Annotated in this window: 11 protein-coding genes and 1 tRNA gene; 4 read left to right on the top strand and 8 right to left on the bottom strand. The window is 69.7% G+C overall.

Annotation, left to right across the window (positions count from 1 at the left end):
- Positions 1-294: 294 nt before the first annotated feature.
- The 4 genes from ACMA1D_RS20330 to ACMA1D_RS20315 form a co-directional block, all read right to left on the bottom strand.
- Positions 295-1344, bottom strand: a complete 1050-nt coding sequence (locus ACMA1D_RS20330) for a hypothetical protein (RefSeq protein ID WP_414725430.1) — start codon at positions 1342-1344, stop codon at positions 295-297.
- A gap of 11 nt (positions 1345-1355) precedes the next feature.
- A complete protein-coding gene (locus ACMA1D_RS20325; protein ID WP_414725429.1) occupies positions 1356-2762 on the bottom strand; it encodes an ATP-binding protein in 1407 nt (468 codons plus the stop codon).
- Between the two features lie 78 nt (positions 2763-2840).
- Positions 2841-3686 (bottom strand): SDR family NAD(P)-dependent oxidoreductase, encoded by an 846-nt coding sequence (locus ACMA1D_RS20320; protein ID WP_414725428.1) that lies wholly within the window; start codon positions 3684-3686, stop codon positions 2841-2843.
- A 32-nt stretch (positions 3687-3718) separates the two neighbouring features.
- Complete coding sequence (locus ACMA1D_RS20315; RefSeq protein ID WP_414725427.1) at positions 3719-5335, bottom strand: MFS transporter; 1617 nt, start codon at positions 5333-5335, stop codon at positions 3719-3721.
- 537 nt (positions 5336-5872) lie between these two features.
- Between ACMA1D_RS20315 and ACMA1D_RS20310 the strand changes: the two genes are divergently transcribed.
- The 3 genes from ACMA1D_RS20310 (at position 5873) to ACMA1D_RS20300 (ending at position 10023) form a co-directional block, all read left to right on the top strand.
- A complete protein-coding gene (locus ACMA1D_RS20310; RefSeq protein WP_414725426.1) occupies positions 5873-6367 on the top strand; it encodes a MarR family winged helix-turn-helix transcriptional regulator in 495 nt (164 codons plus the stop codon).
- Between the two features lie 546 nt (positions 6368-6913).
- Positions 6914-8014: a hypothetical protein gene (locus ACMA1D_RS20305; protein ID WP_414725425.1), complete on the top strand. Its 1101-nt coding sequence runs from the start codon at positions 6914-6916 to the stop codon at positions 8012-8014.
- A gap of 143 nt (positions 8015-8157) precedes the next feature.
- Positions 8158-10023, top strand: coding sequence for a DNA/RNA helicase domain-containing protein (locus ACMA1D_RS20300; RefSeq protein WP_414725424.1), 1866 nt, complete (start codon positions 8158-8160; stop codon positions 10021-10023).
- Between the two features lie 110 nt (positions 10024-10133).
- Here ACMA1D_RS20300 and ACMA1D_RS20295 read toward each other — a convergent pair whose 3' ends face one another.
- The 3 genes from ACMA1D_RS20295 to ACMA1D_RS20285 all read right to left on the bottom strand — a co-directional run bounded on the left by ACMA1D_RS20295 (position 10134) and on the right by ACMA1D_RS20285 (position 14253).
- Complete coding sequence (locus ACMA1D_RS20295) at positions 10134-12014, bottom strand: DNA/RNA helicase domain-containing protein (RefSeq protein ID WP_414725423.1); 1881 nt, start codon at positions 12012-12014, stop codon at positions 10134-10136.
- Between the two features lie 856 nt (positions 12015-12870).
- Complete coding sequence (locus ACMA1D_RS20290) at positions 12871-13809, bottom strand: DUF3800 domain-containing protein (protein WP_414725422.1); 939 nt, start codon at positions 13807-13809, stop codon at positions 12871-12873.
- Between the two features lie 374 nt (positions 13810-14183).
- Positions 14184-14253 (bottom strand) — tRNA-OTHER (locus ACMA1D_RS20285).
- A gap of 665 nt (positions 14254-14918) precedes the next feature.
- On the opposite strand from ACMA1D_RS20285, the gene ACMA1D_RS20280 reads away from it, so the two are divergent.
- Entirely contained in the window at positions 14919-15707 is a 789-nt protein-coding gene (locus tag ACMA1D_RS20280; protein WP_414725421.1) for a GntR family transcriptional regulator, read from the top strand.
- Here ACMA1D_RS20280 and ACMA1D_RS20275 read toward each other — a convergent pair.
- Positions 15691-16824 carry an XRE family transcriptional regulator gene (locus ACMA1D_RS20275; RefSeq protein WP_414725420.1) on the bottom strand — a complete coding sequence of 378 codons (1134 nt, stop codon included), beginning with the start codon at positions 16822-16824 and terminating at the stop codon, positions 15691-15693. The two genes, ACMA1D_RS20280 and ACMA1D_RS20275, sit on opposite strands and share 17 nt — an antisense overlap.
- Positions 16825-17133: the final 309 nt, after the last annotated feature.

Here is a 17133-nt window from a genome sequence, read left to right as displayed (position 1 = left end):
CGACCAGCCCCCATTCACTTGCCCACCCCACCCGCAAAGACCACCCCCCAACCGGCCCGCCCGTACCCCCGTACGAAGCGGGCCGGCCCCAGCCCTGGGACAACCCCGTAGGGGCAACCCAACCCTTGGGCACCGCGTACGAGTAACCCGCCCCGTACGAGCAACCCACCCAATACGGCCAACCCACCCCAACCCCACGCGAGCAACCCACCCCACCCCGCGCGAGCACCCCCCACAAACCCCCCGCAGCCCCTAACCTTCAACCCTTCCAACCCCAGCCCCAAACCCCGCCCCCTAAATCCGCTTCCTCCGGTCGAACCACATCGTGGCGAGCGTGGGGACGAGGCCCGTCCAGAAGAGGGCCTGCGGCACCGTCCGCTCCGTCCACGGGACCTCCGCGATCAGCAGGCCGCACAGCAGCGCCAGACCCGCCTGGGCCAGCACCACCTTCGCCCACTTCCCGCGCCGCAGCACGGAGCGCACGTTGAGTTGGACGCCGGCGCGCAGCCGCCGGTAGCGACGGGCCGCGCCGAACGCCCAGATCGCGGCCATCACCACCAGCACCCACAGCCGCGTACCCAGCGGCACCGGCAACTCCGGCGCCTCACCCTCCTCGGGGAACAGGTTCACCATCGCGCCCGCGGCCACCAGACAGATCAGCGCCAGCCACCGCGTGCCGCGCAGCAGCCGGTACGTGGCGTGGTCGAGTCCGCTGGTCAGCGACGTCGACGTGGGCACGGCCGCGAGCGCCCCCGCGTACAGTTCGGCCGCGTCGGCGGCCCGTACCCCGGGCGCGTTCGCCGCCTTCGCCGTCTGCTGCTCCAGGGCGAGCGAATGCGTCGGATCGATGCGCAGGATGTGCCGCTCGACCTGGTCCATCGCGGCCCGGTCCCCGGCCACCGCGGCGACCTTCCACAGCGTCATGTACGGGCCGACCGTCTCCGGCGCCAGCCGCACCGCCTCCTCGGCCAGCCCCACCCCCTCCTGGAACCGCTCCGGGCGCGGCGGAATGCACAGCAACTCCGCGGCCAGCGCGTAGCCGCCCCACCACTGCGGACTGAGCGCCATCGTCCGGCGCGCCGCCTGCTCCGACTCCTCGCGCCGGTTCAGCGAGCGCAGCACGTAGCCGCGCAGCAGCGTCGCGTCCGCGCTCTCCGGCGCGAGCGCCAGCGCCTGATCCACCGAGTGCAGCGCCTCCGCGTCGGCGTCCGTACGGAACTGGCAGCGCGCCATGAGCGTCCAGGCGGCCACGTCCGCGGGGTCCTCGGCCAGCCGGCGCGCCAACAGCTTCTGCGCGTCCGCGTACCGCTCCAGGTCGAACAGCGCATCGGCCTGCGCCGTCATCGGATGCACGGTCACAGCTTCCGCTTCCGCTTCAGGTACGCCACCAGGTCGTCGTACGAGCCGCCCTCGTTGGCGTACATGGCCACGTTGCGCGCGGTGGCGAACCACGGCTCCGTCGAGGGCACCACGGCCTTGGCCGCGCGCGTCAGATCGGTCATGTTGATCATCCGGACGGTGCCGGTACGGGCCGAGTCGAGCAGCGCCTGTTCGGCCGCCGCCTCACACACGTGGGCCAGATCGGCGCCGGACAGGCCGTCCGTCAGCTTCGCCAACTTCGCCACGTCCACCGACTCGATCGGCCGGTCCTTCAGGTGGTAGCGCAAGATCGCCTCGCGCGCGGGCGCGTCGGGCGGCAGCACCAGGATCGTCCGGTCGAGCCGCCCGGGCCGGCGCAGCGCGATGTCCACGTCCCAGGGCACATTGGTGGCGGCCAGCACGAACACGCCCTCGTTGGCGTTGGCGTCCACCCCGTCCAACTCCATCAGGAGTTGGTTGACGGTGTTGCGCATGCCGCTGTTCCCGGTCCGGCTGCGCTTGCCGCCGAGCGCGTCCAACTCGTCCAGGAACACCACGCACGGGGCCTGCCGGCGCGCCGTCTGGAAGATCTCGTGCATGTTCCGCTCGGAGTTGCCGATCCACATGTCGAGCACGTCGTTGACCGACACGGACAGGAAGTTCGCCCCGAGCTCACCGGCGACGGCCCGCGCGATGAACGTCTTGCCGCAGCCGGGCGGCCCGTACAGCAGCAGCCCGCCGCGCAGGCTCTTCCCGTACAGCCGGCGCAGCTCCGGATTGCGCAACGGGGCCAGGAACGCGGCTTCCAGCCGCTCCTTGACCTCCTGCATGCCGCCCACGTCCGCCAGCCGTACGGTGCCGGGCGCGGCCACCTCCCAGGCGTCCGCGTCGCCCGCGTCGCCGCTGCCGTCCACGGTCAGCGGCGCCTCCACGAAGCGTGGCGGGACGACGCCCCCCACCTCGTTCTCGGCCGCCTGCCAGTCGAAGCCGCCCGGCGGGGGGCCGGGGGCGTCGGCCGGGGTGGCTCCGCCAGCGGGCGGGGTGGCTGCCGGCGGGGTGCCCGGGGCGGTCGGGCCGGCCGGTGGGGCGGTCGGTGTGCCCGGGGCGGTCGGCGGTACGGCGGTGCCGGTGGGCGTTCCGCTTCCGGATTGATAGGCCGGGGCAGCGGCGGCGGGGGCCGGGGCGGCGGCCGGGGCCGGCGGGGCGATGGCCCGGGCCATCAACGCGCGCGCCTGCGCGTGGTCGGGCGCGTGCTGCAAGGCCACGGCGACCTCTGCCACGGCCGCGCCCTGCTGGCCCTCGCCGAGCAACAGCTCGGCGAGGTGCAGCCGCAGCGCCACGTCACCGGGCGCGGCCTGCACGGCGGCCCGCATGCTCTGTATCAGGGGTGACTCCTCGGACATGGGCCCACCCTATGTAGCCCCCACCCAGGCCCCACCGGCCGCCCGCCCCACCCGCAGGCGGAGCCACCCCGGCGACTGCTACCCGGGCAACATCGCCCGCCGCCCCGGCGCCGCGGACGACTGCATGGTCATCCCGCCGTCCACCACCAGGAGTTGCCCGGTCAGATAGCGCGACTCGTCCGAGGCGAGGAAGACCATGGCGTGCCCGATGTCCTCCGGCGCGCCCAGGTACGGCAGCGCATTGCCGCGCTTGAGGTCGGCGATGACACCGGGCGGCAGGTTGTTCTCCAGCGCCGGGGTCATGACGGCGCCCGGCGCGATGGAGTTGCACCGCACGCCCTGCGGCCCGTACTGCACGGCGATCGACTTGGTCACGCTGACCACGGCCGCCTTCACCGCCCCGTACGCGGTCTGGAGGACGTCACCCACCAGCGCGGCGACCGAGGCCGTGTTGATGATCGAGCCGCCCCCGGCCCGCACCAGGTGCGGGATCGCGTACCGGGAACCGAGCAGCGTGCTGCGCACGTTGCGCGCCACGGCCCGGTCGAACTCGTCCAGGTCCATCCGCAACAGGTCCAGGTCCCGCCGCGGATCGGTCCCGCCGACGTGGTTGCAGAGCACGTGGAGCGCGCCGAACTCGGCCACGGCGGCCTCCACCATGGCGGCGATCGACGCCTCGTCCGTGACGTCCACGGTGACGGCGAGCGCCCGCCCGCCCCCGGCCCGCACCAGCCGCACGGTCTCCGCGGCCCCCGCGGAATCGAAGTCGGCCACCACCACCCGCGCCCCCTGCCGGCTCATCAACACGGCCGCGGCCCGCCCGATCCCACTCCCCGCCCCGGTGACGATCGCCACCTTCCCGGCCAACCGCGCCCCTCCGGCGGGGGCGATGGCGTGCTCTGCGTGTGCTACGCGCTCTTCCATGACGTGTGGTCCTTCCGTCGTACGGGGGTGGGTCACCGGGCTTCGGTGCTGGTGGGGGCGTCCGGGTTACGCGATGCGCCGGACGTCGGCGTTGCGCTGGGCGTACGAGATGCGCCGGACGTCGGCGTTGCGCTGGCCGTACGAGATGCGCTGGACGTACGGGAGACATCGGCCGGGGCGCCGGGCGCGCCGGGATCGGCCGACTCGTGGGCGCCGTCCGTCCCCTCGGCGCCGTCCGCCCCACGGGTGCCGTCCGTACGCCGTACCCGCGGTATCGCCAGCGTGAGCAACACCCCCACGGCGGCTGCGCCCATCGCCACCACGTACGTGACCCGGAACCCGTTCTCGGTCGGCACCTCGGCCGGCCCGAGCCGCAGCGTCATGTTCGACAGGACCGCGGCCATCACGGCGCTGGAGGTGGAGGTGCCGATGGAACGCATGAGGGCGTTGACCCCGTTGGCCGAGGCCGTCTCGGTCACCGGCACGGCGTCCATGATCAGCGCGGGCATGGCGGCGTACGCGATGCCGACGCCGCCACTGACGAGCACCGCGGTGACCACGATCTGCCACACCTCGGCCATCAGGAACAGCCCCACCGCGTAACCGAGGCCGATCACGGCCACGCCGATCAGCAGCGAGGTACGGGCCCCGTGCCGGGCGGTGATCCGTGTCGAGACCGGCGACAGGGCCATCATGACCAGCCCGCCGGGCGCCAGCGCGAGCCCCGCCATCAGCGTGGACTGGCCGAGCCCGTACCCGGTGGCCGCCGGCGACTGGAGGAGTTGCGGCAGCGTCAGCGACATGGCGTACATCGCGAAGCCGACCAGTACGGATGCCAGGTTGGTGAACAGCACCGGCCGCCGCACGGTCACCCGCAGGTCGACCAACGGCTGCGCGACGCGCATCTCGTACGCGGCCCATCCCACCAGGACGACCACACCGGCGGCGAACAGCCCGAGCGTGGTGCCGCTGGTCCAGCCCCAGTCACCCCCCTTCGTCACCGGCAACAGCAGCCCCACCAGACCCACGGCGAGCCCGATCGCACCCGGGGTGTCGAACCGCTCGGTGGCCCGGCTCGGCGGCGCCGGCAACAACGCGACGACCAGCGCGAGACAGAGCGCCCCGAGCCCCGCGGCGAGCCAGAACAGTACGTGCCAGTCGGCGTTCTCCACGATGGCGGCGGACAGCGGCAGCCCGATCGCCCCGCCGACCCCCAGGCTCGCGCTGACCAGCGCGACGGCCCCACCGACGCGCGGCGCGGGCAGGGTGTCCCGCAACATGCTGATGCCCACCGGAATCACGCCGGTGGCCAGCCCCTGCAACACCCGCCCGACGATCACCGGAACCAGCCCGTCGGACACGGCACACAGCACGGAACCCGCGACGAGCGCGGCCAGACTGCCGATGAGGACCTTGCGCTTGCCGTACATGTCGCCGAGCCGCCCGGCGATGGGCGTCACGACGGCGGCGGCGAGCAGGGTGGCGGTGATCACCCAGGACGCGTCGGAAGCGGAGGCGTCCAACAGGCTCGGCAACATCGGAATGATCGGCACGACGAGCGTCTGCATGAGCGACACCACGACGCCGCTGAGCGCGATCACGGCGGTCACCGCGCCGGGCCCCACCGCACGGGGGGAGGTGGCTGACAACGTAAGAGCTCCTTGACCGGACCGGCGCGCACTCGGCGCCGATGACGTGGGATTTCGGGTTTCGGGGAGGGACGCGTTTCGGGGGAGGGAAGCGAAGACGTGCCCCGCTGCCGCCCCTGCTACCGGCCCGGCCCTGCCCCGACACCGCGGGCCCGAGCCGCGACCCGACCCCGGACGACGAACACGCGAAGTGCGTACGGGCGCGGGGCCGGGGGAACGCGGGACACGGCGTGCATGAGCACCATGCATACGATATGCACGATACACATCACATGCATAATGAACAATCCTCGTCGGTGCGGACCGGCTGGGCCGTACGAAGGGGTGCGAGAGCGCGGGGCTGGGGGCTTGGGGGAGCTTGGGGTTTGGACTCTCCAAGGAGGCGCGCGGAAGGAAGAGGCCCGAAAACTAGGAGGTTCAGAGGGCAGCCGCTCCCCGCAGGGACAACCACTCCACATCCCGCAGGCGCCCCACCCGCCCCACCGCAATGCACGATGATGAAGAGAGCCGAGGCGGAAAGAGACCGAGGGCAAGGGTATGACCGACGAAGAACACCGGCTGAGCGACCTGGAGCGAGAGCTGACCCTGCTCTCCCGCCACTTCGTCGCCTCGAAGGGCCCCCGCATCGGCCAAACCCTGGACCGCTCGGCGTACGTCCTCCTCACCCGCCTGGAAGCGGGCGACCCCCTGACCCTGAAGGAACTGGCCCACACCTTCCAGGTGGCCGTCTCCACCATCAACCGCCAGGTCAGCGCCATGCTCAAGAGCGGCCTCGTGGAACGCATCCCCGACCCCGCAGGCGGCCTGGCCCGAAGGTTCCGCCCCACCCCCCTGGGCCTGGACCGCCTGGCAGCCGACCGACCCATCAGCCTCGCCGGCACCACCCGCCTCATCAAGGCCACCGGCTGGCCCCCCGAAAAGACCGAGCAATTCCTCACCCTGCTCATCGAGTTCAACCAGAGCATCGAACAGTTGGAAGGACTGGCTTGGGAACGGGGCGGGGCCACGGGAGAGACCACGGGCGAGCACTGAACCGAGCCGGAACACCCCTCCCCGAACACTCGGGGCTATCCCGCGCCGCTGCCGCAGCTTGGCGCTTCGCTGAGAAGCGGTCCCCGCCCAGACGGGGCAGGCCCCCTCCCGGCTAGCGACCGGCTGCGCTGTGGCCACACGCCCCGCACCGGCGGGGTTCCTCCGGGCGGAGCGATGGGGCCGCACACGCCTGAGTGGCGGTTGGCCCTTGCGGGCGGGGGCAGCGTGCTCGGGTGAGTGGGGTGGGGTGCTTTGTGTGGGGGTGGGTGGGGGTGGGTTGGAGTTCTTTGTGTAGGGGCAGGTGGGGGTGGGTTGCTGTCAGGCCCTGAGGCGCCCTGCCCCTGGCCCCCCCACGCCGGGCAGGGTGAAGCAGCGAGGCATGGGCGTCGACCGTAGGGTGAGGACTGTCTATGCGGTTCGACGGGCTTCCCCTGCGGGACACGCCCCCTCCGCGCGAAACGTCGCGTGCCGGGGGATGTCGTGTACCTCAAGTGCCTGTCCGCCACGGAAACGTATGAACTGCACGCTCGCCAAGCCCTGAGGTCCGTGCTGTCCGAGGCCGAAATGACTCTGGGGCGCAGAACGACGAGCGATGGCGAGAAGGACGCCTGGGCCCGCAGCCTGCCCGTCATCGCCGGTGACCTCATCGAGGCGGGGCTCGGGGCGGTCGACCTCATGGTCGAGTGTCAGGTGCCCGGCGTCGCGGGTGAAGCGGACGTCATCCTCGCCGGTCGCCACCCGGAGACCGGTGACCACTCCTATGTGGTCACCGAGCTGAAGCAGTGGCAGCGGGTGTCAGCGGCCCCGAACGACGACCGTCGCTTCATCGTGGGCAGCATGATCAGCGGCGGGAAACGTCATCCTGCCGAGCAGACGGCGAGGGTGTGTCGGACGCTCCTCGCCTCGCACGACCTCTTCACCGCGCCCCACGACCGTCTGGTGGGCATGGCCTATCTCCACAATGCCGCTGACCACCAGGTGACGGACCTGCTCGCGGCCCCGCGCACCAGATTGGCCTACCTGTTCACCCGCGATTCCCGTGGCGCGATGCAGAGGTTCCTCAGCCGTCGGCTGGGGTCGGCGCCCGGACGTGAATCCGCCGAGTTGCTGGCCGACAGTACGTTGTTCACCGAATCCGCGGCCCAGCACGCCGGCTCCCGGGGCCCGGCTCGCCGCGAATTCCGCATCGTGGACGACTGGGACGGGGCGACGCACTGGGTGAACACCGTGCTGCGCGCATCATTCACAGCAGACCAGAAATCAGTGGTACTGGTGACGGGTCTGTCGCGGCTCGAGGCGTCACAGTTGGCCATCACCGCTGTCGAGTTCCTCTGCCGTGTCGGATATCGAGCCCGATTCCTTCCGCCGGAAGGCGCCGCTGAGCTGCCCCGGTGTGACATGTTGCTGTGCGGCGAAGCCACGCTCGGGCAGGTGCAGAACCGTACGGATAAGCGCGATGGGCAGGAGCCGTTGGCTGCGTACGTGCGGCGGCTGTTCGCCGTGGCCCAGGTGCCCGCGTTCATCCTGCCGACCGGACTGCCCGGCGAAGGGCAGGAAATGGAAGAGGTGGCCGCCGTGCTTCGGAAATCAGCGGTCGACGCGGGGTTGAAGCTACGCGTGATGGCACTGGACAGCGACTTTCGCTGAGTCGGTTCCGCTGGCCGGAACCGATCGCTGCTCACCCGGGTGAACGCCAGTTCGGTAAGGTCCTCGAGTTACGTGCTGCACCCGACGGGCTTCCTATCGAGGACACGCCCCCCGCACGACGATTCCGTCTTCCTGGGGGACCCGTGACCTTGAAGCACACCTCCGCACGAGGTTTGCTCGCCGAATCCGCCTTCGGCCAGCGTCCTTACGTCAGCGAATTGAGGGAGAAATACTTCTTCGAGTACCAGCAGTACCCCTCGACGGCCGAGGTCAATTCCTGGGGGAGGAGCCTGGACGCACTGGCTCGCTTGCTCGTCACGGCCGGCCTTGACGATGTGCACATGCTGGTCGAGTTCGCGCTGCCGATGTGCAGCCTGCGCGCCGACGTGGTGCTCGCCGGGCGGAATCCGGAGACGGGCGATCCGGCCTACGTGGTGGTGGAGCTCAAGCAGTGGAGCGCGGCGTGGCTCATTCCGGGCTCGGACGATCTGTGTGAGGTCGCCAGAATGCCCCGTCGGGCGATGCTGCATCCGATAGCCCAGGTGACGCAGTACTGCGAGTACCTCAGGAACTACGCCCTGGTGCTCGAAGGGCACGATGAGCGCGTGAGCGGGGTGGCCTACCTTCACGACGCCGACAGCGAAGACGTCGCGGAACTCCTCACCACGCCGGGTGCCGAGGGCAGGCTGTTCACCCGAACCACGCAGGACGAATTCGTCCGATTCCTGCGTGCGACCCTCTGCTTCGACGACCGCAAGGAGGTGGGCGACCAACTGGCGAACAGCCGCTTCGCCCCCAGCAAGGCGCTGATGGAGGTCGTCGCCGACGAAGTGCTCCGGCGCAGTCATTTCACCCTCATCGGTGAGCAGCAGACGGCCTTCTCCCTCGTGCTGCGTGAACTCACCATGGCGCACGAACGGCGTTCCGGCACAAAGGAATTGGTGCTCGTCTCCGGCGGTCCGGGATCGGGCAAGAGCGTGGTCGCCCTTTCCCTCATGGGGAGACTGCTGCGCGATGGATATTCTGTGATGCATGCCACGGGTTCCAGGAGTTTTACGCGGACCCTGGCGAAGTTGATCTCGGGTGATATCCGGGAACGCGGCAAGCTGTTCACGTACTTCAACAGCTTCACGGGCGACAAGGCCAGCGCGCTGGACGTCCTGATCCTGGATGAGGCACACCGACTGCGGGAGACCTCCAACGGCGCTGAGTTCGGTAGCAAGTGGGGGACCAGGAGACAGATCGACGAACTCATCGACGCCGCTCTGGTCCCGGTGTTCCTCCTTGACGAACACCAGGTGGTGCGCCCCGGTGAAACCGGCACCGTCGCGATGATCGAGGAAGTGGCCGCCGAGCGTGGACTCCCGGTGCGCCACGTCGACCTGGACGGCCAATTCCGTACCGGCGGCAGCCGCGCCTACGAGACGTGGGTGCTACGCCTGTTGGGCATCGAGCCCGGTGGCCCCTTCCCATGGAAGGGGGACGGGGGCCGATACCTCGTACACGTCGCCGAAAGCCCCGAGGAACTCGAGACCTTTCTGCGGCAGAAGAGTGGCCGCGACGAAGACGCGCGAATCACGGCGGGATTCTGCTGGCCCTGGAGCGAACCGAACAAGGACGGTTCGCTGGTGAACGACGTGAAGATCGGCTCCTGGGAGCGCCCGTGGAACATCAAGGGCCCAAACGGAGTGGGCGGCCTGCCGCCCTCGGACCTCTGGGCGACAGACCCGGCGGGCTTCGGTCAGGTCGGCTGCATCTACACGGCCCAGGGCTTCGAGTACGACTGGAGCGGCGTCATCGTCGGCGACGACCTGGTGTGGCGAGGACAGGACTGGCAGTCGGTCCCCTCAGCCAGCGAGGACAAGGTCCTCGACGGCGTCCCCGCCCACGAGTTCCACCGGCTGGTCCGCAACACCTACAAGGTGCTCTTCACCCGCGGAATGAAGGGCACCGTGGTGTATTCGACCGATCCGGCCACTCGGGAGTTCCTGCGCATGCTGGTCGCCTGAGGCCGCGGGCGGACGCACGACCCGCCGGACGGTGGATCGCGGCCTCGAGGGTGCGCCCCAGGCCGCGAGCCCCGACCGATCAGTGCCCTACCGCAAGGAGCGGGGCACCACTACCCCGTCACGGACGACGCCCGGTTAGCCGCCAGTTCCCGGAGCTTGTCCTGGGTCTCGGCGTCGGTCGAGTACAGGACGGTCCCGACCATGCCGCGCGTCAGCAGGACCTTGTACGTGTTGCGAACGAGCCGCTTCGCCTCGGGTTCCGGCATCGCCCGCTTGAACACCGGGTCCTTGGAAGCGGTAAGGTCCACCACCCATTCGTCACCGCGCCACACCAGATCGGGCCCGATGATCACCCCGCTCCAGTCGTACTCGAAGCCCTGCGCCGTGTAGACGCAGCCCACCTGGTCGAACCCGGCCGGGTCCGTGGCCCACAGTGCCGCGGGGGGAGCGCCCATCACCGAACGGTCACCCTTGAGGTTCCAGGGGCGTTGCCAATCCCCGATCACGACGTCCGACGGCAGGGGTTGGCCGGGCTTGGCGTCCGACCACTTCCAGCAGTAGCCGGCCGACAGCCGAGCCCCGTAACCCTGCGCGCGCTTCGCCCGCAGGAACTCCTCCATGGCCGCTGGCGAGTCGACGACCTCCAGCGTCATGCGGTCGTCAGGCTCCCAGGGCTCCGGTCCCCCGCCCTCGATTCCGAGCAGTCGCACCACCCACCGTAGATAGGCGTCGCTGCCACCACACCGGTACTGACTCGCCAGCGACACGACGCGACACTCCAGTCCCATGTCGGCCGCGGCAGCCTCGATCTCCTCGACGGTCCCCATTTCACCGGGCCGTACGACCTGGTGCTCGTCGAGCAGGAAGACCGGCACACGAGCCACCTCGATCAGCTCCCTGACCTGTGGCTTGCCCGTGCGGTGCTCGGCCCGTGTGTACCGGTTGGCCGATGTCTCACGGATCCGGTGCGCCTCGTCGCAGAGTAGGACGTCGATGCTGTTGGGCTCGGCCGTCATGAAGCTGTTGAAGTACTTGAAGAGGTCCTGGACCTCGCGCTTCCGTGCCCCGGCGACCTTGCGCATCGTCTTGGTGAAGGACTGCGACCCGGTGGCGTGCAGTGCCGGAACGCCCCGCCGGTACATCTCGCCCAGTACGGAAAGCGCGATGACGCTCTTGCCCGTGCCGGGACCGCCGGTCACCACCAGCACTTCCTTGTGGTGCGACCGGTGTGCGTCGCGAACGGCTCGCAGCACGAGTTCGTACGCGACCTGCTGCTCGTCCAGCAGCACGAACTGCTCGCGGTCTCGAACCTCGTCCGCGGCCACGGTCATCAACTGCTTCGACGGTTGCACCTTGCCGGCCAGGAAGTCGTCGGCGGCATCGGCGCCGGACGCGGGAGCGAGCTTCGACTGCAGGAACGTGAGGAACTTCCCCCGCCGCTCAGCCGTGAACATGCGGGCCCGTTCGTCGACCTCACCCGCGTCCAGGCCGCTGACCCCGAACTCGGTCGCGTTGTGCAGGTAGGCGACCCCACAGACGCGCTTCGGGTGGCCGGCCAGCGCCCCGTTGAACGACACCAGGTAGTCGCGGTACCTGCGTACTTGCTCGATCGGATTCAGTACGGGGCGCGAGTAGGCGTCCACCCGACACAGCACGGGGTCCTCGTCCTCATCGGGGTGCGCTTCGCTCCACTGCTTGAGTTCCACGATCACGTAGGAAGGCTCCCCCGTCGTGGGGTGGGTTCCGGCAAGCACGACGTCGGCGCGCTTGCTGGTCAGCGGCAGACCGTACTCGATCAGCATCTCCACCTGGCCCAGCCCCGCGTCGAGCAGGGCCCCGGTCAGCGCCGGGATGCTGCGGTTCCACGACCGGATCTCGGACTCGCCGGGCCGGTGGCCGTGCACGTGCACGAACTGTTCGATCAGATGCAACTCGAGTGTGCCCTCGAGCAGTCGAGCCGCGATCGACGACACGGAATCACGGATGAGCAAGGCGGACCCCCAGACAACGCATGCGACGGGAGCGGGTGGGGGCGTGTCCCGTGAGCCCCTGAACGTAGCGCCAGTGGGGAAGGGAAGCCCGGCGGGCCGCTTGATGAAGAGATGGCCACCCTATCTGCGCCTAGAGCGGCTCGATGGTGCACGGACCAAGGGGGCCGCGAGGCCCCCTCGCCCCGCCTGACGTGCTGGTTGGCATGACGAGCAGCCGTGCGAAGCACGCGCGGACAGGACGCGTGCGCCACTCGGGAAACGCCCGGCCACAATGCCGGCGTGGGCAGCCGATGCACGGCCGGGATACGTCCCGCCCGGGCCGATGAGTCGTCGGTACGCGGCGACAAGGGCGCAGTCACGAGGGGGGCTCAGACCCGCGAACTGCCGTGGTCAGGCAGCTCACGAATCTGGAGGGAAAGGTTTCCGCGTGCGCTCTTACCGCAACTCGGCGGTGCCCACGGTGGTGCGGTTAGCTGATGGAGGGCGTGTGACGCGCGGGCTCGGCAAAGGCGGGGCCTCGCCGGCGGACGGCGTACGGGTCGTACGCCGTCAGGAGCGGCGACGGCCCGTGAGCACCTTGCGCACACCGCACGGCAGAAGAGGACGAAGGCATGGAGGCCCTCCATTTCGAGGTGGGGGACATTCCCGTTGGGAGTCCGTCGTGATCGAAACAGTTCGGTCGGGACCCTACGGCGCCGATCAAAGATGAGCAAGAAGCGTCTCTTTTGGTCGATAAGGAGCAGCGATGATGCGCCGATCCGCACGCAATTGCCCACGCGCCTGTCGGCCTGGGGTGGGCCCCGATGACGGGCGCGGCGAGCGGTGACCGGTGTGGTGAAGGACGCACTCCCCGCTGCTACGGGGCGGACGCCGCCGACTCGGGAAACGACGCCACGGTGGCCAACTGCTGAGGCGAGACCTGACCGGGGAAGCCGGTCAGCGGCTGCTCCGTGGTGGACGAGCCGGGCCCGAACAGCGCACGTGCCGAGCGGTGCCCCCGGGCGTCGGTGACCGTGATACCGCCGGACCACTTCCCCCTGGCGTCCCGGTAGCGGTGTTGGAGGTGCGCGAGCCGTGGACAGTGCCGGTCGCGCACCTCGACGAACCCGGGGTGGCAGTGGACGTTGCCGGTGAGGTCTGCCGCGTACGTGACGGCGGACGCCGGCGCCAGGACCGCGGAGACCAGGAGGTCGGCGATCTGAAGGCCGAGGTGGGTGTTGCTGTGGCCGAAGAGAGGGGACTCGGGAAGGTGCGGCAGTTCGTCGCCGTCCCTGCTGAACTTGCGTGTCGTGACGCCGTGCACGCTGCCGGCGTTGTCCGACGGGTTGCGGCTGTCCAGCACGACGATCCCGCTGGCGGAGTGCTCGGCGAGGTAGTTCTCGAAGGTCGCGCACAACGCAGCGACGGATGCCGCATAGAGGGACTTCTCGTCATTGACGACGCCGTCCTCCTTCACCCAGACACGGGCCAACACCGTGCAGTGGTGCTGCTCGAGCAGGGTGAGCAGATGATCGAGGAAGCCGTGCGCCGCGCGACGTCGCTTGCGCCCCTGACCGCGGAAGGGCTTGCGCAGGGTCTCGCCTTTGACCTCGTGATGCACGACGTCCTGCAGGGTGGGCCGGGTGCGAAGCTCCGGCCGAAACCGCTTCTTCAACTCGATGAAGTCGTGGGCCAGCCCCGCCAGGCGCCGCTCCGGAACGGTGAACCCGCCGATCACCATGACCGGCACCGAGTCGGGCACGTCAGGGTTGAGGACCTGAGCGGTGCCGGATTCGTCGATGTAGCAGAGATACAAGAACGAGCCCCCAAGCACAGAAAACAGCTATGGCCGACCCCGAAATCCCGGGCGACGGCCATAGGAGGCGCCACGCCGACACGGCCGGTCGCAGCAAGGTGTTCGTACTGTTGCACAGCGTAGGCGAGGACCTTTGGCCAAACAACACCACCGCCCGCAACGGCGACCGCCCTGGGTGACCAGGGGCATCGACGGCGTGCCGCGGCCCACCCGCCTCGCCACCCCTGCCGCGTTGCGCGCGCGCCCACGCGAGGGAGGCGGCCACAGCACAGCCCACCCGCCCGCGCCCGTCTCCGCCATCGGGCCGTGGCAACGCGAAGACCCCGCATTCAACACCTGGCTGAATGCGGGGTCTCCCGGCACTTCTATTGAAGTGCCCCCGGCAGGATTCGAACCTGCGCACACGGCTCCGGAGGCCGTTCGTATGAGACGCCTCAAAGGGGCTCTGACCTGCTGAGTAGCTGACTCGTTGACGAGCGGTTCGGCGTTTCACGCACTGCTCACGCATTGGAGGGTGGAACCCGCCGTAGCTGATGACGTGGCCACTGGTGGTGCGTCTGCGCTGCCCCGCCTCTCGGGGCGATGAACGAGATGGAGAGGCGACGCGGGGTGGTCGCCCACAGGGACGGATGATGGGTCCTCGAACTTGGCCTCCGGCGACGGGCGGTAGCCTCGTGCGTGTTGAGGTGAGAGTAGGGATGCTATGGCCGAATCGCCGGGTTTGGGCGATAGGTCGCGATCGGTGGAAGTTGCAAAAGACCGGCCCTCCGCCGAATAAACCCGCAGGTCAATTGCTCTGGTCCCCGTGCACGCGGGGATGGACCCCCCGGCTTCGCCGTGCAGAGCTTGCAGGTCGACTGGTCCCCGCGCGCGCGGGGATGGACCCGGCTCGTCCAGGAGTCGGAGTTGTCCGTCCACCTGGTCCCCGCGCACGCGGGGATGGACCTGGGCTCATGTAGCGATACCTTGTATCGCAACGCTGGTCCCCGCGCACGCGGGGGTGGCCCGGCGGGGCCCCGCACAAGAAACCGGCCGCAACGAGTGTCCCCGCCCACGCGGGCGCAGCTCGCGCGAATGACCCGGGACGAGTGAAGGACGGAACACTGCCCATGGGCCCGAAGTCCGCGAAGGTCTACGAGACGATTCGGGAGTGGATCAACTCCGGCAAGCTATCGCCCGGTGACAAGCTGCCGTCCGAACGGTCCCTCGTGGAGGAACTCGGGATCGGGCGTACCGCCCTTCGTCAGGTGCTCGCCAAGCTCGTGGCCGAGCGTGTGTTGGAGGTTCGCGGACGGAGTTCGTACCGGGTGCCTGGTGGGGTCAGCGTCGCGACGCCGGAGGGGCTGGAGCCCTGGCAGGTTCACGGGAAGCGGACGATCTACGACAACCGGTGGGCCAAGCTGAGCCTGTGGGATGTCGAGCCGCCCGGTGTGAAGCGGTTCGAGCACCACGTTGTCGAGCTGCACCACGTGGCCGTGGCCGCCGTTCTGGACGACCAGGACCGGGTGCTGATGATGTGGCGCTACCGGTTCGTTCCGGACCAGTTCGGTTGGGAGCTGCCGGGCGGCATAGTCGATGCGGGCGAGGAAGCTCATGCCACGGCGCTGCGGGAGGTTGAGGAGGAGACCGGGTGGCGGCCGGCCGAGCTGGAGCACGTCGTGACGTACCAGCCGATGGTGGGCATGGTCGACTCACCGCACGAGATCTTCGTGGGGCGTGGCGCGGAGCGCGTGGGCGAGCCCACCGACCTGGAAGAGGCGGGGCACATCGAGTGGGTGCCGCTGGCGGACATCCCCGGGCTGATGGCGCGCGGTGATCTGATGGGGTCCGGCACCCTGGTCGCGCTGCTGCACGTGTTGGCCAACCGGCCCGCGGGTGGTTTCACAACCTCGCGGTGAGCAGGTCGATGCGTCGGCGGTGGCGCACGGAGCCCGTGCGGTTGGCCAGCAGGCGCGCCTGACGTAGCTGGTCCTTGGCCTGGTCGTACTCGCCGCGGGCGAGGTGGGCCTGAGCCAGGTCGCATCGCAGTCCGGACTGGGCCCGGGTGAAGCTGGGGTCCATCACGTCGAGCGCCGCGTAGAGGTTGGTCACGGCGTCCGCGTCGCCGAGGAGGGCGAGCGCGTTGCCGCGCCAGCGGGTCAGGTGACCGTCGTTGAGGAAGATGCTCAGCATGTCCGGGTCGCGTGGCTCCGGCCCGGCCGGGATGCTGGCCGCGGCGCGCTCCAACGCCTGGTGGCAGGCGTCGGCCTGCCCGACCTGCGCGTACAGCTCGGCTTCTGCCGCGTACAGCCAGGCCCGAAGCCGTGGTGAGACGCGGTCGCCAGCCACCCGTTGGGCCTCGTGGATCAGGTCAACGGCGAGGTGGGGCCGCCCGGCGTCGCAGAGTACGTACGCCTGCTCGCCCATGGCGTGAGCCACGTACATCGGCGCGTCCGCATCGAGCGCGGCCCGTTTTCCGAGTTCGTAGTGGCGCCACGCGCGGTCGATCGCGCCCGCGTGCAGTGCCTGCCACGCCGCGAGCGTCGCCGCGCCGGCCAGGGCCAGTGCGACCGGGCGCCGCGCGTCGGGCAGCACGGCGAAGGTGAGCGCGTCTTCGAGGGCCGCGAGGTGGCCCGACATCTGGTCGACCAACCCCGCGGCGCCCATCTGCCGGTCCACGGTCCGCAGCAGCTCCGTCTGGTCCATGAACGTCTTCACCATGGACTGGCTGACCGAGCGGGACGCGTCGATGCGGTCGAGCAGGTCGTCGTAGCCGTCGGTTGTGGGCGGCTGGCCCGACGGCGCGGCGCTGGGCCGCAGCTCGGCGTCCGTGATGCCCAACAGGGGGCGGAGCAGGGCCGCGTAGCGCTCCGACAGTGGGCGCTTGCCGTTCTCCCACTCGGAGACGTACACCCGTAGGCTCGCCGTCGTCGCGACGTCGATGAGGTGGCGTTCGGCGTACCGCTCGATCTCGCGGATCAGCCGTTCCTGCGACCACCCGCGCGCCTTTCGTGCGCTGCGAAGACCCTCACCCATTGCTGCCGCCTAGCCGTCGGTCCGGTGACTGCCGATCTCAGCATGGCGCAGATCGGGGCAGGTCAAAAGCGGTTAACACGCCTGGGGTTAAGGGTTGTTGGCTACCGAACATACCCCCGCGAACGGTGTCCTTGAAGGGCGCCAGGGGGCACCCGCCAAAGTCCGTTCTCACGACGGGGGTTGACTCTGGTGCGCACCAGATGCCAACCTTCTGGTGCGCACCAGTTGGCGCGCACCTCGCCCGGAGGGCTCCGTGAAAAGAGCCCGAAGGCCGCGACTGCTCGTTGAGAACTCCACAGTGATCTTTGA

This window comes from Streptomyces sp. 796.1 (assembly GCF_047525675.1).
Lineage (GTDB): Bacteria > Actinomycetota > Actinomycetes > Streptomycetales > Streptomycetaceae > Streptomyces.
This window is presented reverse-complemented; position numbering and strand designations above follow the sequence as displayed.